Annotated in this window: 21 protein-coding genes and 2 pseudogenes; 11 read left to right on the top strand and 12 right to left on the bottom strand. The window is 70.5% G+C overall.

Going from position 1 to position 22,841, the window contains the following annotated elements:
• Positions 1–55: 55 nt before the first annotated feature.
• Positions 56–568, bottom strand: a complete 513-nt coding sequence (locus ACI79Q_RS07305; protein ID WP_456614476.1) for a flavin reductase family protein — start codon at positions 566–568, stop codon at positions 56–58.
• A 34-nt stretch (positions 569–602) separates the two neighbouring features.
• Here ACI79Q_RS07305 and ACI79Q_RS07300 point away from each other — a divergent pair, with 34 nt between their 5' ends.
• The 4 genes from ACI79Q_RS07300 to ACI79Q_RS07285 all read left to right on the top strand — a co-directional run bounded on the left by ACI79Q_RS07300 (position 603) and on the right by ACI79Q_RS07285 (position 3,723).
• On the top strand, positions 603–2,027 hold the full coding sequence (locus ACI79Q_RS07300; RefSeq protein WP_456587712.1) for a dihydrolipoyl dehydrogenase family protein: 1,425 nt from the start codon (positions 603–605) through the stop codon (positions 2,025–2,027).
• A gap of 136 nt (positions 2,028–2,163) precedes the next feature.
• A complete protein-coding gene (locus ACI79Q_RS07295) occupies positions 2,164–2,970 on the top strand; it encodes an SGNH/GDSL hydrolase family protein (RefSeq protein WP_456599436.1) in 807 nt (268 codons plus the stop codon).
• Between the two features lie 67 nt (positions 2,971–3,037).
• Positions 3,038–3,334 carry an ArsR/SmtB family transcription factor gene (locus ACI79Q_RS07290; RefSeq protein ID WP_456614475.1) on the top strand — a complete coding sequence of 99 codons (297 nt, stop codon included), beginning with the start codon at positions 3,038–3,040 and terminating at the stop codon, positions 3,332–3,334.
• Positions 3,334–3,723 carry a VOC family protein gene (locus ACI79Q_RS07285; protein WP_456614486.1) on the top strand — a complete coding sequence of 130 codons (390 nt, stop codon included), beginning with the start codon at positions 3,334–3,336 and terminating at the stop codon, positions 3,721–3,723. Before ACI79Q_RS07290 ends, ACI79Q_RS07285 begins: the two co-directional genes overlap by 1 nt.
• Positions 3,724–3,727: 4 nt before the next feature.
• On the opposite strand, the gene ACI79Q_RS07280 is transcribed toward ACI79Q_RS07285, so the two are convergent.
• On the bottom strand, positions 3,728–5,659 hold the full coding sequence (locus tag ACI79Q_RS07280; RefSeq protein WP_456614474.1) for a putative bifunctional diguanylate cyclase/phosphodiesterase: 1,932 nt from the start codon (positions 5,657–5,659) through the stop codon (positions 3,728–3,730).
• Between the two features lie 197 nt (positions 5,660–5,856).
• Between ACI79Q_RS07280 and ACI79Q_RS07275 the strand changes: the two genes are divergently transcribed.
• Positions 5,857–6,891: an LLM class flavin-dependent oxidoreductase gene (locus ACI79Q_RS07275; protein ID WP_456614473.1), complete on the top strand. Its 1,035-nt coding sequence runs from the start codon at positions 5,857–5,859 to the stop codon at positions 6,889–6,891.
• Positions 6,892–7,053: 162 nt separating this feature from the next.
• The gene (locus ACI79Q_RS07270) at positions 7,054–7,686 is read left to right on the top strand and encodes a hypothetical protein (protein WP_456599440.1); all 633 of its coding nucleotides are present in this window, start codon (positions 7,054–7,056) and stop codon (positions 7,684–7,686) included.
• Between the two features lie 81 nt (positions 7,687–7,767).
• Here the strand turns inward: ACI79Q_RS07270 and nadC are convergent, their stop codons facing one another.
• Genes nadC through nadA form a run of 3 tightly spaced genes read right to left on the bottom strand, consistent with a single transcriptional unit; the run spans position 7,768 to position 11,380 of the window.
• The gene (gene nadC / locus ACI79Q_RS07265) at positions 7,768–8,667 is read right to left on the bottom strand and encodes a carboxylating nicotinate-nucleotide diphosphorylase (RefSeq protein ID WP_456614472.1); all 900 of its coding nucleotides are present in this window, start codon (positions 8,665–8,667) and stop codon (positions 7,768–7,770) included.
• The gene (locus ACI79Q_RS07260) at positions 8,664–10,370 is read right to left on the bottom strand and encodes an L-aspartate oxidase (RefSeq protein WP_456614471.1); all 1,707 of its coding nucleotides are present in this window, start codon (positions 10,368–10,370) and stop codon (positions 8,664–8,666) included. The genes nadC and ACI79Q_RS07260 overlap by 4 nt, the downstream gene beginning before the upstream one ends.
• A complete protein-coding gene (nadA, locus tag ACI79Q_RS07255) occupies positions 10,367–11,380 on the bottom strand; it encodes a quinolinate synthase NadA (protein ID WP_456614470.1) in 1,014 nt (337 codons plus the stop codon). The genes ACI79Q_RS07260 and nadA overlap by 4 nt, the downstream gene beginning before the upstream one ends.
• Positions 11,381–11,444: 64 nt before the next feature.
• On the opposite strand from nadA, the gene ACI79Q_RS07250 reads away from it, so the two are divergent.
• Positions 11,445–12,158 (top strand): NUDIX hydrolase, encoded by a 714-nt coding sequence (locus ACI79Q_RS07250; protein ID WP_456614469.1) that lies wholly within the window; start codon positions 11,445–11,447, stop codon positions 12,156–12,158.
• 9 nt (positions 12,159–12,167) lie between these two features.
• On the opposite strand, the gene ACI79Q_RS07245 is transcribed toward ACI79Q_RS07250, so the two are convergent.
• Both ACI79Q_RS07245 and ACI79Q_RS07240 read right to left on the bottom strand, forming a co-directional pair.
• Positions 12,168–12,410 (bottom strand): hypothetical protein, encoded by a 243-nt coding sequence (locus tag ACI79Q_RS07245; RefSeq protein WP_456596134.1) that lies wholly within the window; start codon positions 12,408–12,410, stop codon positions 12,168–12,170.
• 80 nt (positions 12,411–12,490) lie between these two features.
• Entirely contained in the window at positions 12,491–13,039 is a 549-nt protein-coding gene (locus tag ACI79Q_RS07240; RefSeq protein WP_456614468.1) for a DinB family protein, read from the bottom strand.
• A gap of 659 nt (positions 13,040–13,698) precedes the next feature.
• On the opposite strand from ACI79Q_RS07240, the gene ACI79Q_RS07235 reads away from it, so the two are divergent.
• From ACI79Q_RS07235 to ACI79Q_RS07220, 4 genes are all read left to right on the top strand, one after another.
• Positions 13,699–13,893 carry a helix-turn-helix transcriptional regulator gene (locus ACI79Q_RS07235; protein ID WP_456614467.1) on the top strand — a complete coding sequence of 65 codons (195 nt, stop codon included), beginning with the start codon at positions 13,699–13,701 and terminating at the stop codon, positions 13,891–13,893.
• 394 nt (positions 13,894–14,287) lie between these two features.
• Positions 14,288–15,298, top strand: a complete 1,011-nt coding sequence (locus tag ACI79Q_RS07230; RefSeq protein ID WP_456614466.1) for an AAA family ATPase — start codon at positions 14,288–14,290, stop codon at positions 15,296–15,298.
• Between the two features lie 287 nt (positions 15,299–15,585).
• Entirely contained in the window at positions 15,586–16,653 is a 1,068-nt protein-coding gene (locus tag ACI79Q_RS07225; RefSeq protein ID WP_456614465.1) for a hypothetical protein, read from the top strand.
• A gap of 498 nt (positions 16,654–17,151) precedes the next feature.
• Positions 17,152–18,672: a PIN-like domain-containing protein gene (locus ACI79Q_RS07220; RefSeq protein ID WP_456614464.1), complete on the top strand. Its 1,521-nt coding sequence runs from the start codon at positions 17,152–17,154 to the stop codon at positions 18,670–18,672.
• A gap of 225 nt (positions 18,673–18,897) precedes the next feature.
• Here ACI79Q_RS07220 and ACI79Q_RS07215 read toward each other — a convergent pair.
• The 5 genes and pseudogenes from ACI79Q_RS07215 to ACI79Q_RS07195 form a co-directional block, all read right to left on the bottom strand.
• Positions 18,898–19,263: pseudogene (locus tag ACI79Q_RS07215) on the bottom strand (HNH endonuclease); the annotation flags it as partial.
• Between the two features lie 190 nt (positions 19,264–19,453).
• Entirely contained in the window at positions 19,454–19,636 is a 183-nt protein-coding gene (locus ACI79Q_RS07210) for a YDG/SRA domain-containing protein (RefSeq protein WP_456614463.1), read from the bottom strand.
• A gap of 19 nt (positions 19,637–19,655) precedes the next feature.
• Positions 19,656–19,928: pseudogene (locus ACI79Q_RS07205) on the bottom strand (YDG/SRA domain-containing protein); the annotation flags it as partial.
• Between the two features lie 230 nt (positions 19,929–20,158).
• Positions 20,159–21,112, bottom strand: a complete 954-nt coding sequence (locus ACI79Q_RS07200; RefSeq protein ID WP_456614462.1) for a hypothetical protein — start codon at positions 21,110–21,112, stop codon at positions 20,159–20,161.
• Positions 21,109–22,701, bottom strand: a complete 1,593-nt coding sequence (locus ACI79Q_RS07195) for a DGQHR domain-containing protein (protein ID WP_456614461.1) — start codon at positions 22,699–22,701, stop codon at positions 21,109–21,111. Before ACI79Q_RS07195 ends, ACI79Q_RS07200 begins: the two co-directional genes overlap by 4 nt.
• Positions 22,702–22,841 lie beyond the last annotated feature (140 nt).

Here is a 22,841-nt window from a genome sequence, read left to right as displayed (position 1 = left end):
GCACCGCCGGGCCCGCGGATGTGACAACCGGCCCCGGAGACCTCCGACCAGTCGCTCAACTGCGCCCGGCGGCGGCCCCCGTCTCGTCGACGAACCGCCCGCGCAGTCGCAGCAGCGGGCGGGCGTCAGGGTTGAGCACCGGCACGTCGTCCACGGTCAGCAGCGCCAGCACGTGGTCGCCGGCCTCGACCAGCCGTTCCAGGCGGCAGTCCAGGGCGGCCGGCGCCTCGCTCAGGATGATGGCGCCGCTGCCGGCGGCCCGGGTCCAGGGCACGGTCTCCAGCAGGTGCCGCGCGCTGGGCCGCCCCGCCGAGGCGAACCGGGAGGCCACGATGGCGTGCGGCGCGGCCAGCACGGTCAGCGCGCAGCGGCCGACCGCCTCCAGCACCTCGGCGGGGTAGCCGCCCGCGGTCAGGCCGACGGCGACCAGCGGGGGTGCGGCCGAGACGCTCATGACCGAGCTGACCGTCGTCCCGACGTCGTCGATGTCGTCCTGCACGGTCAGCAGGCACACCCCGGCGGCGTACTGGGCCAGGGCGGCGGTGAACTCGCGGGCGTCGACCGGCATGGCGGCCAGTCGACCACATGACCAGGATGAGCCGGTGAGCGATGCAGCGGAGCGGACCTACGACGTCGTCGTCCTGGGGGCCGGGTCCACCGGGGAGAACGTCGCCGACATCGTCGTCCGGGGCGGCCTGTCGGCCGTCCTGGTGGAACCGGAGCTGGTGGGCGGCGAGTGCTCGTACTGGGCGTGCATGCCGAGCAAGGCGCTGCTGCGCGGCACCGAGGTGCTGGCCGAGGCGCGCGCCGTCGACGGCGCCCGCCAGGCGGTCACCGGTGACCAGGACGTGGCGGCCACCCTCGCCCGCCGCGACTCCTTCACCTCGCACTGGGACGACTCGGGCCAGGTCGAGTGGGTGCAGGGCGCCGGCATCGACCTGCTGCGGGGCGCCGGCCGGCTCGACGGCGAGCGGACTGTCGTCGTCACCGCCGAGGACGGGACCGCGATCCGACTGACGGCCCGCCACGCGGTCGCCGTGTGCACCGGGTCGGCGGCGGCGACCCCGCCGATCGAGGGGCTGGCCGACGTCGACCCGTGGGGCCCGCGCGAGGCCACCAGCGCCAAGGAGGCGCCGGGCCGGCTGCTCGTGCTCGGTGGCGGCTACGTCGGCTGCGAGATGGCCACGGCCTGGCAGGCGCTGGGCTCGCAGGTCACCGTCCTGCAGCGCGGCGACCGCCTGCTGCCGCGGCTGGAGCCGCAGGCCGGGGACGCCGTCGCCGGCGCGCTGCGGGAAGCCGGCGTGGACGTGCGGCTGGGCACGGAGGTCACCGCCGCCCGCCGCGACGGCACCGAGGTCGTGCTGACGACGGCGGACGGCGAGGTCCGCGGGGACGAGGTGCTGGTCGCGATCGGCCGGGCCGCGCGCACCACCGACCTCGGGGTGGAGACCGTCGGGCTGGAGCCGGGGGAGTACCTGCCCGTCGACGCCACGCTGCAGGTCGAGGGGGTGCCCTGGCTCTACGGCATCGGCGACGTCAACGGCCGGCAGCTGCTCACCCACATGGGCAAGTACCAGGCCCGCCAGGCAGGGGCGGCGATCGTCGCACGGGCCCGCGGCGAGCAGGTGGACACCGCACCGTGGTCGCCGTTCGTGGCCACCGCCGACGACGTCGCGACGCCGTCGGTGGTGTTCACCTCGCCGCAGGTCGCCAGCGTCGGGCGCACCGCGGCCGAGGCGCGGGACGCCGGCCTGCCGCACCGCGTCGTCGAGTACCCGATCGGCAGCGTCGCGGGCGCCTCGGTGTTCGCCGACGGCTACACCGGGACGGCGATAGCGGTCGTCGACACCGAGCGTGAGGTGCTGCTGGGCGTGACCTTCGTCGGCCCGGCGGTCGCCGAGCTGCTGCACGCGGCGACGATCGCCGTCGTCGGCGAGGTGCCGATCGCCCGGCTCTGGCACGCCGTTCCGGCCTACCCGACGATCAGCGAGATCTGGCTGCGGCTGCTGGAGACCTACCGCGGCTGAGCGGCCCGTCACCCCAGCCCCGTGGCCACCGCCCCGTGCGCGTACGGCTGGGCTCGCGACCGCGGTGCAGGGGCGGGAGGTCGCGGCGGCCGCACCCCCGCGACGGCGGCGCCGGCGCCCGTGCTGGAGTTGCGTCGTGCAGTTCGACCGTTCGTCGCGTTCCCCGTGGCACCGCTACATCGCTCTCGGCGACTCGTTCACCGAGGGGTTGAGCGATCCCGACCCCGAGCGCCCGGGAGAGTTCCGCGGCTGGGCCGACCGGCTGGCCGAGCACCTCGTGGCCGCGGCGCCGCACGCCGACGTCGAGTACGCGAACCTGGCGATCCGGGGCCGGCTGCTGCACCAGGTCGTCGACGAGCAGGTGCCGGTGGCGCTCGAGGCCGAGCCGGACCTGGTCAGCCTGGTCGCCGGCGGGAACGACCTGATGCGTCCCGGCGCCGACCCGGACCAGCTCGCCGCCACGCTGGAGGCGGCCGTCGTCCGCCTCCGCGCCGCGGGCGCCGACGTGCTGCTGGCCACCGCGGTCGACACCCGCAACACCCCGATCCTGCGGCGGGTCCGCGGCAAGATCGCCGTCTTCAACGCCAACATCTGGTCGATCGCCACCCGCCAGGGCGCCGTCGTCCTGGACCAGTGGGGGGCGCAGTGGCTCCAGGACTTCCGGCTCTGGGACACCGACCGCATCCACCTGACGGACGAGGGGCACCGCCGGATGGCGCTGGCCGCCGCTGCGGCGCTGGGCCTTCCCGGGGCCGACGGCGAGGACTGGCGCACCCCGCTCCCGCCGCAGCCGCCGCGCGAGCTGCGGGCGGCCCTGGCCGAGGAGGCGGCTTGGGTGCGCGGCTTCGTGGCCCCCTGGATCGGCCGGCGGCTGCGCGGCCGGTCCTCCGGTGACGGCCGGGCGCCCAAGCGTCCCGTGCCCCTGGCGCTCCCGCGTCCCTGACGCCTCGTACCGGCACGGACGACGAAGCATCTTGACAGGCAAGTGCGCACTTGCCTGATACTGAGCCGTGGACACGGACCCCGAGCTGTTCAAGGCGCTCGGTGACGCGACCCGACGCACGATCCTCGACGAGCTGCACGACCGGGACGGTCAGACGCTGTTCGAGATCTGCGGCCGGCTGGCCATGAAGCACGGGCTGGCCTCCTCGCGCCAGGCCATCTCCCAGCACCTCGCGGTGCTGGAGCAGGCCGGTCTGGTGCGCGCCCGGCGGCAGGGCCGGTACAAGTTCCACCACCTCGACACGAGCCCGTTGCGCTCGATCGTCGAGCGGTGGCCGATCCAGCGAGAGGAACCGACACCGTGATGCGCATCCACCTCACCAGCGTGTGGGTCGACGACCAGGCGAAGGCGCTCGCCTTCTACACGGAGAAGCTGGGATTCGTGAAGAAGACCGACGTGCCCGCCGGCGAGGCGCGCTGGCTCACCGTGGTCTCGCCCGCCGACCCGGACGGCGTCGAGCTGCTGCTGGAGCCCGACGGCCACCCCGCGGCGCGCCCGCTCAAGGAGGCGCTGGTCGCCGACGGCATCCCGTTCACCCAGTTCGCCGTCGACGACGTCCACGCCGAGGTCGAGCGGCTGAAGGGCCTGGGTGTGGAGTTCACCCAGGACGCCACCGACCTCGGGCCGGTGGTCACCGCCGTCCTCGACGACACCTGCGGCAACCTGATCCAGCTCGCCGCCATGAAGCAGTGAGGACCTAGTCCTCGTCGGGGTCGGCGAGCTCGTCGAAGAGCGTGCGGGCCGACAACCGGCCGGTGTCGGTGACGTCGTGCCCCTGCGGGGTCGAGGGCGGCCGTTGCCGGGGGAGCGGGAGCGGCGCCGGCGCCTCGGGCAGCAGCTCGCCGGCGACGTCCTCGGCGGGGGCCTCGGTGACCTCGCCGATGAGCACCTCCGCCGGGCTGGGCAGCGGGGCGGGGCGGCCGAAGGCGTAGCCCTGGGCCATGGCGCAGCCGTGGTCGAGCAGCCAGGCTGCCTGGTCGAGGTCCTCGATGCCCTCGGCGATGACCTGCAGGCCCATGCCGCGGCCGAGCTGCAGCAGCCCGTGCACGAGCGCCGCCGTCGAGGGCTCGGTGACGACGTCGGCCACGAACGACCGGTCGATCTTCACCGTGTGGATGGGCAGCCGGTGCAGGGCGGTGATCGCCGAGTACCCGGTGCCGAAGTCGTCCAGGGCGAGCGTCACGCCCTGGTCGGTGACGACGGCGACGGAGTGCAGCGTGGCCTCCGCGGCGAAGAGCGCCGTCGACTCGGTGATCTCCAGCTCCAGCCGCTGCGGTGACAGCCCCGACTCCTCGAGGGCCGCGGCGACGAGTTCGCTGAAACCGTCCTCGGCGAGGTGGCGGGCGGAGATGTTGACGTGCACCCGCAGGTCGTCGGCCCAGGTGGCGGCGTCCAGGCAGGCGCGGCGCAGCACCCACGCGCCGAGCTTCGAGGTCAGCCGGTTGTTCTCCGCGACGTCCAGGAAGACGCCGGGCGGCAGCAGGCCGCGGGTGGGGTGCTGCCAGCGGATCAGCGCCTCGTAGCCGAGCAGCGTCTCGTCGGCCAGGTGCACGATCGGCTGGTAGAACAGCCGCAGCTCGTCGTTGTCGAGGGCGTGCCGCAGCTCGGTCTCCAGCTGCAGCGCGTCGACGTCGCTGCGGCTGAGCGCCCCCTCGTGCACCTCGATGCGGGCACGCTGGCCGTCGGCCTTGGCCTTCGTCAGCGCGCTCTGCGCCTGGCGCAGCAGGTCGTCGGGGGTCATGTCGGCGCCGAGGGTGAGGCCCACGCTGGCCGAGAGGGTGATCTCCCGGCCGCTCACCACGAACGGCTCGTCGAGCACGCTCAGCAGGCGGTCGGCCAGGGCGCGCAGCCCGTCGAGGTCCTCGACGTCCTCGGCGACCACCAGGAACTCGTCGGCGCCCAGGCGCACGGCGGTGTCCTCGACGCGGGTACTCCACCGCAGCCGGTCGGCGAACTGGCTGAGCAGCAGGTCGCCGGCCTCGTGGCCGAGGGCGTCGTTGACCGCCTGGAACCGGTCGATGTTGAGGTGCACCAGGCCGACCTGCAGGCCCCGGCGCCGGGAGAGCGCCACGGCGTGCCGCAGCCGGTCGGTGAGGGCGCGGCGGTTGGGCAGGCCGGTGAGCGGGTCCATGAACGCGCGGCGGACGGCGTCCTCCTCCGCGCGGCGGCGGTCGGTGACGTCGACCAGCGAGAGGACGACGAACTGCGCCGTGCCGTTGTTCTGCCGCACCACCTCGTGGGACTGGACCACCCACAGCTCCGTGCCGTCGGAGCGGCGCAGCCGGCGCTCGCCGTCGAGCAGCAGGTTCGGGTCGAGCGCGGGCTCACCCGGGCCGGGCTCCAGGCCGAGGTCGCCCACCGGCGGGTCGTCGGGGTGGGCCAGCAGGTCGATGTGCCGGCCGGCCAGGTTCTCGGCTGTGCGGCCGGTGAGGGCGCACATCCGCGGGTTGGCGACCAGCACGTGCCCGTCGAGGTCGACGAGGGCCTTGGCGATCGGAGCGCCGAGGAACAGGGCCTGGAACAGCTGGCCCCGGTCGGCGAGCAGCGTGTCGATCGCCCGCAAGCGCTGCCCGGCGCCACCGCCGGGCGTGCCCGGGGAACGGGGCATCTCGGGTGCGGGGAGGCTCACCCGGACAGCGTCACGCATCGCAGGCGAGAAGTGACGGAACCGGTTCACGGAGAGTCGTGATCGTCCCGTCACACTCCGTCGCAGGAGACCTCACCCGTCCCACCCATCGCGTCCGCTGCGGTGATCTGCCACAGGGCACGGGAATCCGGGCCGGTCCCCGGGTGCTGCTGGAGCAGACATCGACGAAAGGACCAGTCGTGGACAAGCGGATCGGCTTCCTGTCCTTCGGGCACTGGCAGCCCATCCCGGGCTCGCAGGTGCGCACCGGGCGGGACGCCCTCGTGCAGAGCGTGGAGCTCGCGGTGGCCGCCGAGGAGCTGGGGCTCGACGGCGCCTACGTGCGGGTGCACCACTTCGCCCGCCAGCTCGCCTCCCCCTTCCCGCTGCTGGCCGCGATGGCGGCCCGCACCAGCCGGATCGAGCTCGGCACCGGCGTCATCGACATGCGCTACGAGAACCCGCTCTACATGGCCGAGGAGGCGGCGGCGACCGACCTGCTCGCCGACGGCCGGCTGCAGCTGGGCGTCAGCCGGGGATCACCGGAGACGGCGCTGCGCGGGTCCGAGGCGTTCGGGTACGTGCCCGACGAGGGCAGCACCGACGCCGAGCTGGCCCGGCAGAAGACCGCCCTCTTCCTCGCGGCGATCAACGGGCAGCCGGTGGTGGACGCCGACCCGCGGATGACCGGTGGCGCGACGGGGAAGCTCGCGATCCAGCCGCAGTCGCCGGGGCTGGCCGACCGCATCTGGTGGGGTTCGGGCACCCGCGCGACGGCGGAGTGGACGGCGCGGCAGGGGTTGAACCTGATGAGCTCCACCCTGCTGGTCGAGGACACCGGCGTCCCCTTCGACGAGCTGCAGGCCGAGCAGATCGCCCGCTACCGCGCCGCCTGGGCGGAGGCGGGGTGGCAGCGCGAGCCGCGGGTCTCGGTGAGCCGCAGCGTGCTGCCGATCACCAGCGACCTGGACCGGCAGTACTTCGGCGGCGGCCGCGAGGGTGAGGACCAGGTCGGCATCCTCGAAGGCGTGCGGGCCCGCTTCGGCAAGAGCTACACCGGCGAGCCCGACGTGCTCGCCGAGGAGCTGGCCAAGGACGCCGCCGTCCGCGAGGCCGACAGCCTTCTGCTCACCGTGCCGAACATGCTGGGCGTCGAGTACAACGCCCACCTGCTGCGGACCATCGTCGAGCACGTCGCGCCCGCGATCGGCTGGGTGCACCCGGACTCGCGGTAGCGCCGCGGGCCCGCCCCGACGGCCTCCGTGTCGACTCCGTCGTCTTCCGGTCCGGCGACACCACCACGTGTCGACAACGGCTGACGTCGGGCGGCGTCACCCGCCCGGTGGAATCCGCTGGAGGCGGGCGCGTCGGTGCCGGTTCCACATCAGACTCTGCGGGTGCCCACCACCGATGCCGAGCGCTGGGCTGAAGCCCGGCGGATTCTCGACGGGCTGCCGTCCGAGGCGCTCGAGGCGCGCGTCCGCCGGGGACGCCGGCTCGTCGTCCTGCTGGTGGCGGGCCTGCTCGTGCTGTGCGTGGCCATCGCCTTCGCGGTGGCTGCGTGGGCGGGCGACGAGCCGTCCGCGACGGAAGACGAACCGCTCGGGCAGGAGATCGCAGCGGTCGTCGCCGCCACGTCCGCGTGGGTGCTCGTGGCGGTCGGCGCGATCGGGCAGTGGCGTGCCACCCGTCGGCTCGGCGGCCTGCGCAGCCCCCTGACGGTGCTGGACCGTCGACAGCAGAAGCTGCTCCTGCAGGAGTTGCGCGGCAGCGTGCCGGTCGATCCGACGCACGTGCCCCTGGTACGCCACCTGGCCGAGCGGCTGACCGCTCAGCGGTGGCTGCTGATCCTCCAGCTCGGCCTGCTGCTCATGTTCGTCGGGCAGTTCGTCGGCTCGCCGTCGCCCTGGCGCCTGGGCCTGGTCGTGGTGATGGCCCTCGGCATGGCCGTGCTCCTCCCGCTGGTGCTCCGCAACGAGCGGCGGGCCCGCCGATTCCTCGTTGAGCACCCCGCCCGCGAGCCGCTCTAGGGGTGCTGCCCGCGCTCTCGGGGTCGTGCAGGACTCCCGAGGCGCGAGGAACACGACCAGAGCGGCGGCCGGGGCAGCGGGTCAGCGCAGGTCGAAGCCGAGGTCGAGTACCGGGGCGCTGTGCGTGAGCGCGCCGACGGCCAGGTAGTCGACGCCGGTCGCCGCCACCTCGGCGGCCCGCTCCAGCGACAGCCCGCCGCTGGCCTCCAGCCGAACGCCGGTGCCGCCCACCAGCTCCACCGCCGCGCGGGTGTCGGCGAGCGAGAAGTTGTCGAGCAGCACCAGCTGCACGCCGGCGTCGATCGCCTCGCGCACCTGGTCGAGGGTGTCGCACTCCACCTCGAGCGGGATCTGCGGGGAGTGCGCTCGCACCGCCTCCACCGCCGCTGCGATGCCGCCTGCTGCCGCCACGTGGTTGTCCTTGACCAGGGCCGCGTCGCCCAGGGTCATGCGGTGGTTGACCCCGCCGCCGCAGCGGACGGCGTACTTCTCGAGCACGCGCAGCCCGGGCAGCGTCTTGCGGGTGTCGCGGATGGCGGCGCCGGTGCCCTCGACGGCGTCGACCCAGCGCCGGGTCAACGTGGCGATGCCGGAGAGGTGACCGACCAGGTTGAGCGCGGTGCGCTCCGCCGTCAGCAGGGACCGCGTCGGCCCCGTCGCGGTGAGCACGGGGGCGTTCGTGCGGGCCGCCATCCCGTCGGCGGCCTGCACCGTCACGGCGACGTCGTCCCCGCCGACGATGGCGAACACCGCCGCGGCGACCGGGACACCGGCCAGCACGCCGGGCGAACGCGGCACCACGTCACCGGAGGCGCGGGCGTCGGCCGGCACCGTGGCGGCCGTGGTGACGTCGGGGCCGAGCGCCAGGTCCTCGTCCAGCGCCCGGCGGATCACCCGCTCGACGCCCGCCGGGTCCAGGCCGCCGTCGCGGAGGACATCGGCCAGCTCCGGTCGCAGCGGGTGCCACTCGGTGCCGGTCATGCCACTCCCTGGGTCTGCCGGGTGCCGCGCGCGCTCAGCGGCACGGTGCGGGTGTGCAGGTGGCCGGAGGCGTCGATGCGGTGGGCGAGCCGCAGCTGCCACTCGGGCCGGGTGCCGGGGGCGTCGGCGCGCCGATGGCAGCCGCGGCTCTCCGGGCGGGCGAGTGCCGCGGTGGCCAGCAGGGTGGCGACCGTGTGCACCGCGGTCGCCTCGACGGCGGCCAGGTCGAGCGGCCGGCCGGCGGGCAGGCGGGGCGCGGCGGCCAGCGTGCCGGTGAGCTCGGTCAGGCCGTCGGCGGTGCGGACGACCCCGGCGTGCCGGCTGGTGGCCGCACCGATGGCCGCACGCGACGCGGGGTCCACCGCACCGGTCGCCAGGGCGCGGGGGGAGGCGGGGGTGGCGGGTGTGCCCGCGGGGAGCGTGGCGTCCAGCAGGTCGGCGCAGCGGCGGGCGGCGACCAGCCCCTCGGTGATCGAGTTCGACGCCAGCCGGTTCGCACCGTGCACACCGGTGCAGGCGACCTCGCCCACGGCGAAGAGCCCCGGGACGCTGGTGCGGCCGTCGAGGTCGGCGAGCACGCCGCCGCAGGTGTAGTGGGCGCCCGGGGCCACCGGCACCGGCTCGGTGGCCGGGTCGAACCCGGCCGCGCGGCAGGCGCGGAGGATGCCGGGGAACCGGCGCTCCAGGAAGCCGGCCCCCAGGTCCGTCGCGTCGAGGAAGACGCAGTCCTCGCCAGTGGCGGCCAGGTGGGCGGCGATGGTGGCCGAGACGACGTCGCGGGGCGCGAGGTCGGCCAGCGGGTGCGCGCCGGCCATGATCCGCCGTCCGTCGCCGTCGACGAGTACCGCGCCCTCGCCGCGGACCGCCTCGGAGATCAGCACCTGCTGCCCGGCGGCGCCCGGCCCCTGCCAGAGCACGGTCGGGTGGAACTGCACCATCTCGACGTCGGCGACCTCGGCGCCGGCGCGCAGCGCGAGCGCCAGCCCGTCGCCGGTCGTGCCCGCGGGGCTGGTGGCGGCGGCGTAGGCCTGCCCGTAGCCGCCGGTCGCGAGGACGACGGCGTGCGAGCGCAGGTCCCCGGCGTCGGCGAGGGTGCCGTCGGCGGCGACCCGGGCGACCCGCAGTCCGACCACCGTGCCGTCGGCGGCGCGCAGCGCGTCGAGCGCGACCGTGTGCTCGAGCACCTCCACGCCCGCCGCGCCCAGCGCCTCGACGAGCGTGCGGGTGACCTCGGCGCCGCTGGCGTCACCACCGGCGTGCACGATCCGGTCACGGCTGTGCCCGCCCTCCCGGGTCAGCGCCGGGGCGCCGTGCGCATCCACGTCGAGCCGCGCCCCGAGGTGCTGCAGCAGCCGGACCGCGGCCGGGGCCTCGGCGACGAGCGCGGCCACCGCCGCCTCGTCGCACAGCCCCGCCCCGGCGGTGAGCGTGTCCTGCACGTGCAGTGCGGCGTCGTCGTCGGCACCGAGCACCGCCGCCAGGCCGCCCTGCGCCCAGCGGGTGCTGCCGGCGCCGAGCGGGCCCTTGGTGACGACGGCGACCCGGCGTCCTGCCTCGGCCAGGGCGAGCGCGGTCATCAGCCCGGCGGCGCCGCTGCCGACCACCGTGACCTCCGTGGTGCGGGACCAGCCCGGTGCCGGCAGGGCGAGGGCCGGGACGACGGCGGGGGCGACCGGCGCGGTGCGGCGGGGCCCCACCGTCACTCGCCGACCAGCGACGGGGTGCCGAGGGCGATCATCGCCTCGACGGCCGACCGCGCGCGGGCGGCGATCTCCGGGTCGACGGTGACCTCGTCGCGGCCCTCGCGCAGCGCGCGCAGCAGCTTCTCCGGCGTCGACATCTTCATGTAGGGGCACTCGGCGCGCGGGTTGACCGCCTCGAAGGCGGCGGCCGGGTTGGCCTGGCGCAGCTGGTGGAGCATGCCGATCTCGGTGGCGACCAGCACGCGCTTCGCCGTCGTCCGCTTCGCCTGGTCGAGCATCGCGCCGGTGGAGAGGACGTGCACCCGGTCCGACGGCAGGTCGCCCTGGCCGACCATCCAGAGCGCGCTCGTGGCGCAGCCGCACTCGGGGTGCACGAGCACCTCGGCGTCGGGCGCGTCCTCGATGCTCTGCCGCAGGTCGGTGGGGGAGATGCCGGCGTGCACGTGGCACTCGCCCATCCAGATGCGCATGTTCTGCCGGCCGGTGACCCGCTGGACGTGCGCGCCGAGGAACTGGTCGGGGAGGAAGAGCACGTCGCGGTCGGCGGGGATCGAGTCCACGACCTCGACGGCGTTGGAGGAGGTGCAGCAGATGTCGGTCTCCGCCTTCACCTCGGCGGTGGTGTTCACGTACGAGACGACGGCGGCGCCCGGGTGCTCGGCCTTCCACGCGCGGAGCTGGTCGGCGGTGATCGTGTCGGCCAGCGAGCAGCCGGCGGCGGCGTCGGGCACCAGCACGGTCTTCTCGGGGCTGAGGATCTTCGCCGTCTCGGCCATGAAGTGGACGCCGGCGAAGACGATCGTGCTCGCGGTGCTGGCCGCCGCGATGCGGGACAGGGCGAGGGAGTCGCCGACGTGGTCGGCGACGTCCTGGATCGGGGCGGCCTGGTAGTTGTGCGCGAGGACGACGGCGTCGCGCTCGGCGGCCAGCCGGCGGACCTCGTCGCGCCAGTCCTGCCACTGCTCCGGCGTCCACTGCGCGGTGGTGGGAGCGGGGAGCGTTGCGGTCACCGGGACCTCCGGAGGAGTGGGGGTTTCGGACTATCAGGCGAAAACCTCTGCCGAGAAACCTAGCATGGAATCCGTGACGTCCGTCTGGTCCTCGCCCGAGCGGCCGGCCTATCCGCACCAGGCGCTCGCGGTGGTGCTGCAGGTCCGGAGCGCGCGCCTGCACGTGATGCTCTGGCACCGGGCCAAGGAGCCGTTCGCCCGTTCCTGGGCGCTGCCAGGCGGGCCGCTGCTGCCGGAGGAGACGCTCGGCGCATCGGTCGGTCGACAGCTCGCGTCGAAGGTGGAGGTGGCCCAGCTCGCGCACCTGGAACAGCTGGAGACCCGCAGCGACCCGCACCGCGACCCGCGCAGCCGCACCGTGGCGACCGCCTACCTCGGCCTGATCCCGGGCGACCTGGACCCGGTGCTGCCCGAGGACACCGCCTGGCACCCGGTCGACGCGCTGCCGGGGACGGCCTTCGACCACGGCTCGATCGTCGTGTCGGCCCTGGAGCGGCTGCGGGCGAAGCTCTCGTACACCAACGTCGGTTTCGCCCTCGCCCCGCCGACGTTCACCATCGCCGAGCTGCGCGAGATCTACGTCGCCGCGCTCGGCTACGAGGTGACCGCGACCAACCTGCAGCGGGTGCTGCTGCGCCGCGGCGTGCTGGAGCCGACCGGCGAGCTCGCGGCGCCCGGCCGGGCGGGGGGCCGCCCCGCGGCGCTCTACCGCTTCGTCACGTCGGGGCTGGAGGTCACCGATCCGTTCGCCGTCCTGAAGCCGCCCGCGCCCCGCTGACCGGCCGGCTCAGGCCGGGTCGGTCACGCCGACGTGGGCCAGCAGCTGTCCGGCCACCCCGGTGTCCCCGCCGATGGCGCGCTCGACCAGCCGGGTCAGCTCGGGGTCCCGGTCGGCGGGCACGTCCTTGACCACGGCGGCCCCGTCCTGCGGGCGGGTCCCGGTCACCCGGACGGTGCCGTGCTCGATGGTCACGGTCCCGTCGAACCCGGCCTCGTGGACCTCCAGCGTCGTCGTCCCGTTCGTCGCCATGCCCGCCCCCCTACCCGGCCGCCCGGCGCTCCAACAGCCCGCCGCACGGGGTGCCCGTTCCTCGGAGCCCCGCGGTCGGGTCACTCGCCGGTGGCGCCGTCCAGGGCCTCGCGGATCAGGTCGGCGTGGCCGTTGTGCCGGGCGTACTCCTCGATCAGGTGGAGAAGGATCCAGCGGAGCGAGAACGCGTCCTCGCGGCCCCACGGCCGGTCCTCGGTGTCCAGCGGCAGCCGGCGGGCCACCTCGCCGACCGCGTCGGCCGCCGCCCGCCAGGTCGTCCAGGCCGCGGTCACGTCGTCCGCGGTGACGGTGCCGGGGTCGACCCGCCACTGCTCGTCGCGGTCGCGGACGACGTCGGGCCACAGGTCGTGGGGGAGGCCGCCGAAGCCGACGAGCCAGCCGGTCTCCACCGCCGCGAGGTGGCGCACCATGCCCAGCAGCGTGAGCTCGGAGGTCGGGACGGCCCGCGTGGCCAGCTGCTCGGGGGTCAGGCCGGCGCACTTCCACTCCAGCGTCTGCCGGTGGAACTCCAGGAAGCCGGTCAGCAGCGTCGCCTCCCCGCCCGTCAGCGGCGGTTCGGTGCGGTGGTCGGGAGGCGCCATGGTCACCATCTCCTGCGGGTCGGGCACCCGGTGGGGGTGCCGGCAGCGCGCATCCTGCAGCAGGGGAGTGACGAGAAGGCCGACCGGCGGCGCGCCCGGCAGGGATCGAACCTGCGACCAAGTGCTTAGCAGATCGCCTTGTTACTCGTGATCGCGTCGTGTGCCTCGTCGTCAGCTGACCTGCACGTTCATCGCCGGACCGGGCACCCGTAGATCACTGCACGTTAGTTTCGGTGAACCGTCGTTACCTCCGTCATCGGAAACTTTTCCGGTAACGAGCGGCAGCCTTGTCCTCAACCCGGTGCGTCGTTGGAGGAGTCGTTGACGACGGCGTGAGCCGGTGCCGGGCGCGGAACGCCCAACTGTGGCTGAGTGGTCCGGAACTGGGGAAACACACGTTCTGTCACACGCTCGTACCAACCGCGACAGCATGTCAGAGTTGTTCTGCCGGAGGGCGCCCTGACAGCCAGCGGGGCCGCACCCACCGCTCCCGGCCGACGGACAGCGCATCCGACGGCTCACACGCCGCCCCCTGAGTGCCTGCTCAGCAGGGGCGCGACGGCAAACAACAACCCACCCCGCAGGGGTCTCACCGGGCTGCCCGCTTGGCGGCACGTCCGGCCATGAGTCCTGCCCACAAGGAGGTTCACTCAGTGTCCAGCAACACCACTACGCGGTCCGTAGCCGTGACGCCCACCCGCTGGGTGCGTGAGCGTGAAGCAGCGCAGGTCACCGGCTTCGCGCCCGGCACGCTGCGCCAGTGGCGGCACCACGGCCGAGGCCCCGCGTTCCACCGGGTCGGTCGCACCGTGCTCTACGACCGCGCAGAGCTGCACCGCTTCGTCATGGCCGGGCGGGTCGAGATGGCGAGCGCAGCGTGACCCGCACCGATGCTCTACCTCGCAGGCACCTGCCGGAAACCATCGAGTCCGCTCGCACGTGGGATCGCATCCGCAACGCCTACGTCACCGCCGGGCTGTGCAACGCCGACGCCGCCGCTGCCGCATGGGGCCACGCCGAGGGCTGGACGCGCCTTACGCACGCACCGTGCGTCGCCTGTGCGCCCATCGTCGCCACCTTCCCCCAAGACACGGCCCACGGGTCCTGGCGGAAGCACCCGCGAGGCCGGGCAGAAACGGCGTCAGCGCGGTCCACAGCGTCCGGGGGTGCTGCCGGGTCCACCGAAGTGGCGACCACGTTCACGGGCGCCCTAACCGCGCGGCGCGTGTTCGGTGCCGTGTCGACGTCGACCCGCGCGCGGGCCGAGGTGTCCCGATGACAGCCCCGACGAACCGACCGCAGACGGAGATAACCACCGCCGAGGCCGCCTGTACCAGGGGCGGACTGCGGTTCCGGGACGTCTTCGACCCGGCAGACTGGCCAGAACAGGAGCGGGAGCCCCACCTCATCGCCGGAGTGCTGTCCACCACACTGACCGTGCTGTCCGGTGCGCCGACTGCCGGGAAGACGCACCTGGCGGTTGGTATGGCTGCGGCGTTGCTCAACGGGGAGCGCGAGTTCCTGGGATGCGACCTGTCCGGGGAGCTGGATGCCGTGGCGTTCGTCTGCACCGACGCAGACGGAGCGGCATCGGTGCGCCGCCGCATCGCGCCACTGGTCGCCGCGCCTAACCGCAAGCGGGTACGGGTGGTCGACTACTCCGCAACGGGGGACGCCGAGTGGAACGCACTCATGGACGCGGTGACCGGACTAGCACCGGGTCTGCTGGTCGTGGACAACGTCCTGGGGATCGTGGACGACGTCAACGACAACGGCCAAGCCAAGCGGGTGATCGGGCCCCTCCTGCGGCTGACTCAGCAGGGCACAGCTGTCTTACTGCTTACCCACACGGGCAAGCCCGGACCCACCGGGCCGGCTCATGGTGTGAACGCCCCCATCGGAGCACGAACGTGGAGCGTTGCGGCTCGGGTGAAGGCGGTTCTGACCAGCCGGGAGAAGGACCAGCGCAGGCAACTGGCCGTGCGCAGCAACGACGGTGAGCCGGTGGCCTTGAACGCCTCGCTGGATGTTGTGGGAGATGCGCCGGTCTGGACTCTGTGGACTGGCAACGGCGAGCAGGAGCAGCGAAAGGAGTCGAGGACTTCACCGGCTGGCATGTGGGATGCGCTCGCTGACCGGGTGGTGCTTGAACAGCCGCCCGCGACGTCTTTGTCAGCCCTGGGTGATCACTACGCCGCGTTGGTGAACCGTTCGCCGGTCACCGTGCGGACCTCCCTGAAGGGGCGCGTGCGGTTCTCCGGAAACCGCTGGGAGCGGACTCCCTAGCGACGACCAGGGTCGGCGTTGATGTTGATGGTTCCCCCTTAGAACCCCCTCCATCAACACCTGCACAGCACTACAGCAACACAGCAAGGCGGCTCCCCGAGGTCGGCCCCTGCGGGGCCGGTGCATCGGCGCAGCTGACACGACTTGACCCGGGCGGACCCCGTCCGCCCCATCCGGTCAACACCAACGGCTGACCAGAGATCGGACCCGTGAGGGTCCGCCATCAGTCATGCCCGCGAACCGGCCTTCGTCATCAAGGCGAAGCCACTACCAAAGGAGATCAACCCGTGAGCAACACCAACCGCAAGACCCGTTCCACCCCGACCGCCGCTGAACTGTCTCGCCTGGCGATCACGGAGGCACGGGAGCTGTACGCGATGCGTCGGGAGGCGAGCCAGCAGGCCGAGGAGGCAGCCGAAAAGCTGGTCGCTCGTCTCGCCGGGGGTGACGAGACCCCGACTGCTGTGGACCTCTCTCAGGCTGAGTACGAGGTCAAGCGCGCCGGTCTGCTGGTCCAGGCCGCCGAGGTCAAGGTCAAGCACGCAGAGGGCGCACAGATTAACGACGACACCCAGCTGGCCGAGCTACTGGGCGGCGTTGTGGCGGACCTCTACGGCGAGGCTGTCTCCATCGTCGTGACCGGCGTTCCCGCTGAAGCCACGGCCGACCCGACCGGTCAGCCGGTGCTGTACATCGTCCAGCCCAAGCCCACTACTACGGCAGGTGGCGTGCCTTCCGGACGGCTGGACTTCGTCCTGTACCGACCGTTCATGTACGCGCCGCTGGACGCCGACCGGGTCTACGAGTCCTGCAGGGCGCTCGGTTTCGCCGTCCAAACGGATCAGATCAGCACGAGCACCAGTGGTGAGCTACACCGGGACAACCTGCGGCTGACCGTCAACCGCGCGTTCCACCCCGTGCCCGTGCTGTCAGCCGAGCCGACGGACGAGACGGTGCGCGAGTTCGCGCTCTCCGTGAACGGCAATCTCTTGGCCTCGGTTACGACGGCCAGCCCACGACCGACGTACACGGGCCAGCCCGTTCCCGGACGGGCTTCCAGCCTCCTGCGGGATGCACGCGTGGCATCCACGGTGCCCGGCGAGGGCGGCACGGTGCGGGTCACTGTGACCACCGTGCACGAGGTCACGCGCAGCGCGGGCCTGCCGGAGCACTACGCGAACCTGCGGTTGCGTGACGCCGTCGCTGCGCTGAACGGTCGGGTCGCTGACGGTGCCGGCCGCGTGGTCGCCGCTGAGGTGGTGGGGATCGACATGGGCAACCCCGCTCGCCCAGACGCCGCGCGGATGCCCTGGGACGTGACCACTCGGTTCGTGCTGGAGCACCGGCTTGCCTGACATGTGACCGGCACGCCAGGACGGAGAACGTGCGACGTGCCGAAAGCCCATGGGGGTCTGGGTGGGGTCGCTCTCCGCCCGCCGTGAGCCAAGCCGTCCGGACAGGGTCTGGACCCGACGCTTTCACGGGCTGGCGTTTCGGGTCGTTTGTCTGGCTGCAGGTCCGCCTGCAGCCAGACAAACGTCCACGTGAGACCCCCGTTTGGCCCCTGAGGGATGCGTTCCATCGACTTTCCAACTGGGGCAGGACCCGAGCTGCTATGACGAGACGGTGCTGCAGACGCGTCCACGGGGTCTATCCCCCACCCCGCAGACGTGCCGCGCGAGGTCTACTTCTGCGACGTCCGCACGCCTAGCTACACGGGCTTCGCCTACCGGACATCGTCAGCGCTCGTACTCACAGCCTGAGCCCCAAGGCTCGCGCCGGACTCAACGCCCGACGCGTTGGCATGCCCTAATGAGCAACTGCGCCGGTATTGCCGACTAACGTGGCGAGCCGTGACTCGCGCAACGGACGAGCAGGCTCGTGACGCCGGCCCAGGCGATAGGAACACTGGCGACGGCGTCAAAGGCGCCGATGAGCATGACGTCGGAGTCAAGGAATCACGCTCTCCGCGTGGGGGATCGCTGGCGGACGGCTTCGAGCGATACCTAACTCCACCTGACCACGCCTTCGAGGAAGTCCTTCGAAGCGGACTGGTTACTTTAGACGCGAACGTCCTGCTGGATTTCTACAGGATCACGAAGGTTGCCCGTACGGACCTGAGTCGACTATTGGCACGCTTGGATGACCGGCTGCACGTTAGCCATCAGGCTGCGGCCGAGTTCTGGTACAACAGAGACACGACACTGCAAGCTTATGCGACCTCTTTGACTGGCGTGCAAAACAAGCTTCAGTCACTGCGCAAGCAGGGCGAAGACGCCCTCAATCAATGGGCCAAGATGACGTCACTACCCGAGCAGGAGAAAAGCCACGTAGTGGCCAGCTGGACACAGACCGTCGACCGCCTGGTGCTGCGGCTTGCGCGACTTGGCGAACAGCACCGGCCGGCAACATCTTTCGACACCAATAAAGACGAAGTACTACAGCAGCTAACCACACTGCTTTCAGAGCGCGTGGGTCAACCTCCTTCGATTGGAGAAGAGAAGGCCCTTCGAACAGAGGGTGCTCGTCGTCAAAAAGAGTCGATCCCGCCGGGATACATGGACAAGGGCAAGTCGGAGGAGCTTGCGGTCGGCGACTACCTACTATGGGCACAAGTCATCGCCGAAGCCAAAGGACGCCAACGCGACACGCTGCTTGTCACCAACGACTTGAAAGAGGATTGGTGGCACAGAGGCGCTGGAGGTCCGCCGCTGCCGCGCCGAGAACTTCAGGCGGAGTTTAGCGCGGCGACTGGCAGACGCCTATACATGCTTCAGACGTCCCACTTTCTGAGCCTGGGGTCGAAGGTCTTCCGTCTGAAAGTCAACGAAGCTTCAATTACAGATCTCGCCCGCGTAGGGCGGCGAGCCAGGCGCTCCGACGACACGGGGAAGCGGCCCATCGACAAGCTCGGCGGCTCACGGACCGGGGACAGCTACCTTTCTGTGGTGCTCCGGATGCTACAACTCGCCGAGGGCGATCCCACTTATGAAGGTTTGATCGGCGCTTACCGCACCGAATTCCCCCGCATCACGCTCGACAGCGAGGCGCGCCGACGGGTCGACAATTTGTTCACCTTGGGCCTTGTGAAATTGGACGGCGATGCCGTCACCGTCACTGCGTCCGGTCAAGAGCTGCTGAAGTCGCGTGACGTGAGCCTGCTCCAGAGGCTCTTCTTGGATCGAGTACTTGGCGCAGAGGAGGTTCTCGCCGCAGTACGCGGATCAACGCCGCTCGCGTCTCTCAGAGAGGAGCCCCCAGCCGGAATCAGCGCAACGCAGCTTTCGCATGTCTTGCGGTGGTTGACTCAGCTTCATCTTCTGAATGACGACGAAGTTGCAGAGCAGTCCTCGACAAGCGATGACGGCGCGTAGAGCACGGAGCGCGAGACGGGCACGGTCCGCGATTACAACACGCCCCGCGAAGGCGCCGGGGTTCGGATGCGAATCTTCACCGACGAGCTACCCGGGATGCATCGTCGCCGCTCCTGCATTGATTGAACCGATCCCGCTCGGAGATTGCCGTGCACACGACAGTCAAGCAGGAGCGGATTGTATGGGGCGGGACCACACCCGAGTCGACCCTCAGAGTTGAATCACTCAGTCGGTCGCTGGACTTACACTCTCCAGCGCCTCGGCATAGGAGCCCCTCGCGTCAGCACTCCGGACCCGTTGCAAGGGCGCTGTATGGGGACCTTGCAGTCCTATGCCTAGACCGTCGACCGTCGACCGTCGCGACCTGAGCGAAATGTCGACGGTGGTACCTAATAGCCTCCAGGTGAGAGCATGTTCTGCATCGATGCGCAGCTTGGCGACCACGGAGCCGTCCGCGGAGGTACGGACCCATTCTCCTTCGATGAAGATGGCGCCCTTATCGAAAAGGACATGGTGATTAGGGTAAAGGCAGAGGACGTTTTCAACGACAGTTGGTCCGTCGTGTGGTCGTCCAAGGGGCCCGATGTGAGCACCTTCGGCATAGGCGCCACCGTCAACCCTCTAGCCGCGTTCCGCACACCTGACAGGGGTGGTCGTGCCGTGTCTTGACCCACTACGTCACGGCACTATCCCGTGTTAGTCTTCGCGTCACGCTGATGGCTCGACTTGGCGACCGATGGCCGACCGGCGCCGTCGACCGGTCAGTCGACTCGGTACATTCTCAACGCGTTCCGCCGTCCGACTCTTCGAGCACAAAGCGGAACACCAACGGCCCGTCCAGCTCGCTCGGCGCCACCCAGTGTTGTACGACGATGTAAAGGCCGTCGTAGCAATAACCCGTCACCGGGAAATGCGGTGGGGACTTTCGGCGCGCCCTTCGGATGACGCGAACGGGGTAGACCATGTCCCTCGGCGCGAACGAGCGTCAGGTTTCTCCGAGCCAATTCCTGGTCTTCGACTTGGCGACCCATGAGGTCTTGGCCGCCCTGACCGGTGTACATTATGCGGTCACCTTCATCACGATCGTTGGGGTAACCACCCGAGACGATGATGGCGTCGGCCCCATCTTCCGGGGCATCACTGATGCCCGCCCGCAGGTGTCGATACAACCCCGCAGTTCGAAGCTCCTCCCGAGAGCCGAAGGACAACCCCTCCGGGTAGCCATCGATCCCGCCGAAGACGCTGTGTTCAGCCACAGCCACGAAACGCAGCCGAGTGAGCCACTGTCTTCGTGCAAGGACGCCCGCGGCTTACGCTCCGTCGACGGGTTGAGGCCGCCGCTCGCTCCGACGACTCTTGGTGTTCGTCCAGCCGCGAGCCAGGCACCCGGGGAGACCGTTCCAACTTCGCGTGCCCCATGAGAGTCAGCGCCAGGTCGGCCGCGGACTCACTGTCGTGGCTTCCCACCGCCACCTAGCAGCATGACTCAGCCCGGGCGCAACTCAGGCGGCCGCAGCTCTGGCGGCAGATCGGGGATACCACGCGGGGCAAAATAGCGGATGTGCGTTACTCGAAGTTGCTCCTCAGAGCTAGCACTTCCCAAGAGGACCACCTCCCGCGTCAGGGTGTCCCTGGATAGCCCTTCGAGGTAGCTGAAGCGCCGAAGCGTCTGACGCAGGTTCTCCCCCAGAGAATCCAGCCTGACCAATTGCTCGCCGGAATGATCGAATTGGACGGCAAAGTAGTTTAGAGCGCCCGTTTGGGGCTCGACCACCATCTGTGATCGCGACGGGTCTTCAGACTCCAACGAGTCGATACGGCGCGACAGTTCGTCCAAGTAGCTCCGAACAGGTCGGCTACCCCCTCCCTCTTTTACTCGTTCCCCGAAGCTCTCACTCGTGCTTGACCATAAGTGTTGGAAATACGTCCGAACTTGGATCTCGTACCGGAATACGCTTGGTCCTTCGCCCTCTGGGAGTGACAAGGCGTTGTCGACGATAAGGTGCACGGCCCTGTAACCGCTGTTCGGCGGCGCCTCCACGTAGTTGCGTGTGCGCGATGGCCCCAGCCGGCTGCTGATGGCGTCGACTGCTGCGGCCTGCGCGGCCCGCGAGGGAACGATGACTCGGAGACCGCAGATGTCGTCCATGCGCTCTAGCGTCATCGAACGCTCACGCCGCAGCTTCCGCACGATGCTGTCCAACCGCTTGACTCGGCAAGCTAGTAGAAACGGGACCTCGTTCAGCGCGTCACGTACTTCGCCGTGAACCGCGGACAAGTTCTGCGCGTTGAACCCCCTGTATTCCGTCAGGGCGTCCCGGTCCGATGGGCGCTCTTGCTCATCGCGAAGGCGCTTGCCGACGTCCCTGATGGACCGCTTGGTCGTTAGGAATTGATAAGCGGTCGAGGCTTCGGCGTCCTGCTGCCGGTCGGCGGTCACAGCATTGGAGGCAGCTTGATTTTGTCCCGACTCACGATACTTCCGTCATAGTCGCGGTACTGGTCCTCTTCGCCCAGCCGACGGCTCTCACGCAGTTCTTCAGTCAGTGCCGCCCTGGCCTCCTCAGTCTCCAAACCGGTCACCAAGTACACCAGCACCCGGGCCGCAGTGTCGCGCCCCCGTACGCGCATGCGCTGACCGGCCGGGTCGTACAAGACTCCGTACCAAGGGTTCTCCGGGGTATCGAGCCGGAAACCGCCAGCCGCATCGAGCTCGTTGAGCTTCGCGAACACGGCCGGAAGTTCGAGCCCAGCGACACGCATAGCGCCACACGCCTGTGCCAGCGCGATCTGACCAATAGGTCGAAAGAGCATGTGACCTTCGCCGGGTGGCTGCTCGTGCGCGAAGCGACGCAGCTCCCCGGTGGCAGTGCCACGCTGAATTCGGCTGACGTTGGGGAGCTCCTCCATCGCGGACATAAGCCCAGCCAGCTCCTGTCGTCCGGCGTCAAGCTGCTCAGGACTGGGTCGCATGGGCAGGAGTCGGCCTTTACTCTTCCAGGCCTGATACTCCGGCATCGCACCCAGATACCGCTGCGCCATCTCCTTCACGGTCTGGAGGGTGGTGAAGCTCGCACTCTTCAGGGCAATGGTGGCGTTCTTGAAGTTGACCCGGTCCTGCCGCCCACTCTTCTTGCGCAACAGTTCGTGGCTTACGGACACCTGGCGAGCGACAATCGCGAAGCCGCTATCCTCGTCAAGCTGAGCGATCTGCCCACCAGTGAGAGGGGCAGCCTGCTTGTTGACGTGAGTGAAGACCGACCGCACGCGACGCCGCGCCTCTTCCCGAGTCTCCCCCGCGACCACGGCCGGGATAAACTCAATACCGATGCGCTCAGCACCCAGCTTCTGGACCTGGCTGGGATTCAGTTCGAACTCGTCGATCAGGTCACCGAGGACGAGAGCATCATCCTTGACAGGGTTACCGTCCTCCTTCAGTACCTGGAGGCGGCCCGAAGAGACCAGGGTCAGGGCCCCGTCGATGCCAATCTTTCTGTGCTGGCCGTCGAGCGCGTACAGGGTGAACGCCTGGGAGATGTCGAGCAGTCCTACCTCCCGGCGGTTATCGAGACTTTCGAAGCCCGCAACAGATCGGACAGCCTTGCCGTCGGCTCCCCATGCGTCGCTTTCCTGCTCGTCTACCCATGACGCGGTGATGACGACGAGCAGAGGCGGGAACTTGTGCACCGGGTGGGTAACGAGGTAGTGCGCCAGTTCCGACTGTCGCGACCAGTCGATCTCCCGCTGGGTGAACAATTCGATACTCTCCGCGTCGACGACTAGGCGGCCGTCATCATCGATCTTGTTTTTCAGCAGGGGCAAACTGCTTGCCAGACGCAAGTTCGCTCCTACCCAGCTGAGGTTGACGGTGCCGACGTAGGACTCGGTTCCACCCATCTGCGACCTGCCGACGAGCAACCGGCCCTCCTGGCGGAGCACGTCGTCCAAGAGCATGGCCAGCGCGGACCGCTTCCTGGCCTCTGCGTTGAGCGCGTCGTCGACGACGGCATCAAGGTTCAGATCAGGCATTCGCTTGCTCCTTCAAGTTGGATCCTCGGAGGGGGATCGCCCCTGGAATTGGTGACGCATGCTTGGCGTAAAGAACTCGGTTCAGTCTCGGCTGCAACCGAACGATCAAGTCACGCTCGACCTTGTCCAGGTCAAGCTCC

This window comes from Blastococcus sp. SYSU DS0828 (assembly GCF_054050975.1).
This window is presented reverse-complemented; position numbering and strand designations above follow the sequence as displayed.

Coding starts and splice junctions, on each gene's coding strand:
- ACI79Q_RS07305 (WP_456614476.1), bottom strand. CDS start 568: ATGCCGGTCGACGCCCGCGAGTTCACCGCCGCCCTGGCCCAGTACGCC.
- ACI79Q_RS07285 (WP_456614486.1), top strand. CDS start 3,334: ATGCGCATCCACCTCACCAGCGTGTGGGTCGACGACCAGGCGAAGGCG.
- nadC (WP_456614472.1), bottom strand. CDS start 8,667: ATGACCGGCACCGAGTGGCACCCGCTGCGACCGGAGCTGGCCGATGTC.
- ACI79Q_RS07250 (WP_456614469.1), top strand. CDS start 11,445: ATGGAATCCGTGACGTCCGTCTGGTCCTCGCCCGAGCGGCCGGCCTAT.
- ACI79Q_RS07245 (WP_456596134.1), bottom strand. CDS start 12,410: ATGGCGACGAACGGGACGACGACGCTGGAGGTCCACGAGGCCGGGTTC.
- ACI79Q_RS07230 (WP_456614466.1), top strand. CDS start 14,288: ATGACAGCCCCGACGAACCGACCGCAGACGGAGATAACCACCGCCGAG.
- ACI79Q_RS07210 (WP_456614463.1), bottom strand. CDS start 19,636: ATGGTCTACCCCGTTCGCGTCATCCGAAGGGCGCGCCGAAAGTCCCCA.
- ACI79Q_RS07195 (WP_456614461.1), bottom strand. CDS start 22,701: ATGCCTGATCTGAACCTTGATGCCGTCGTCGACGACGCGCTCAACGCA.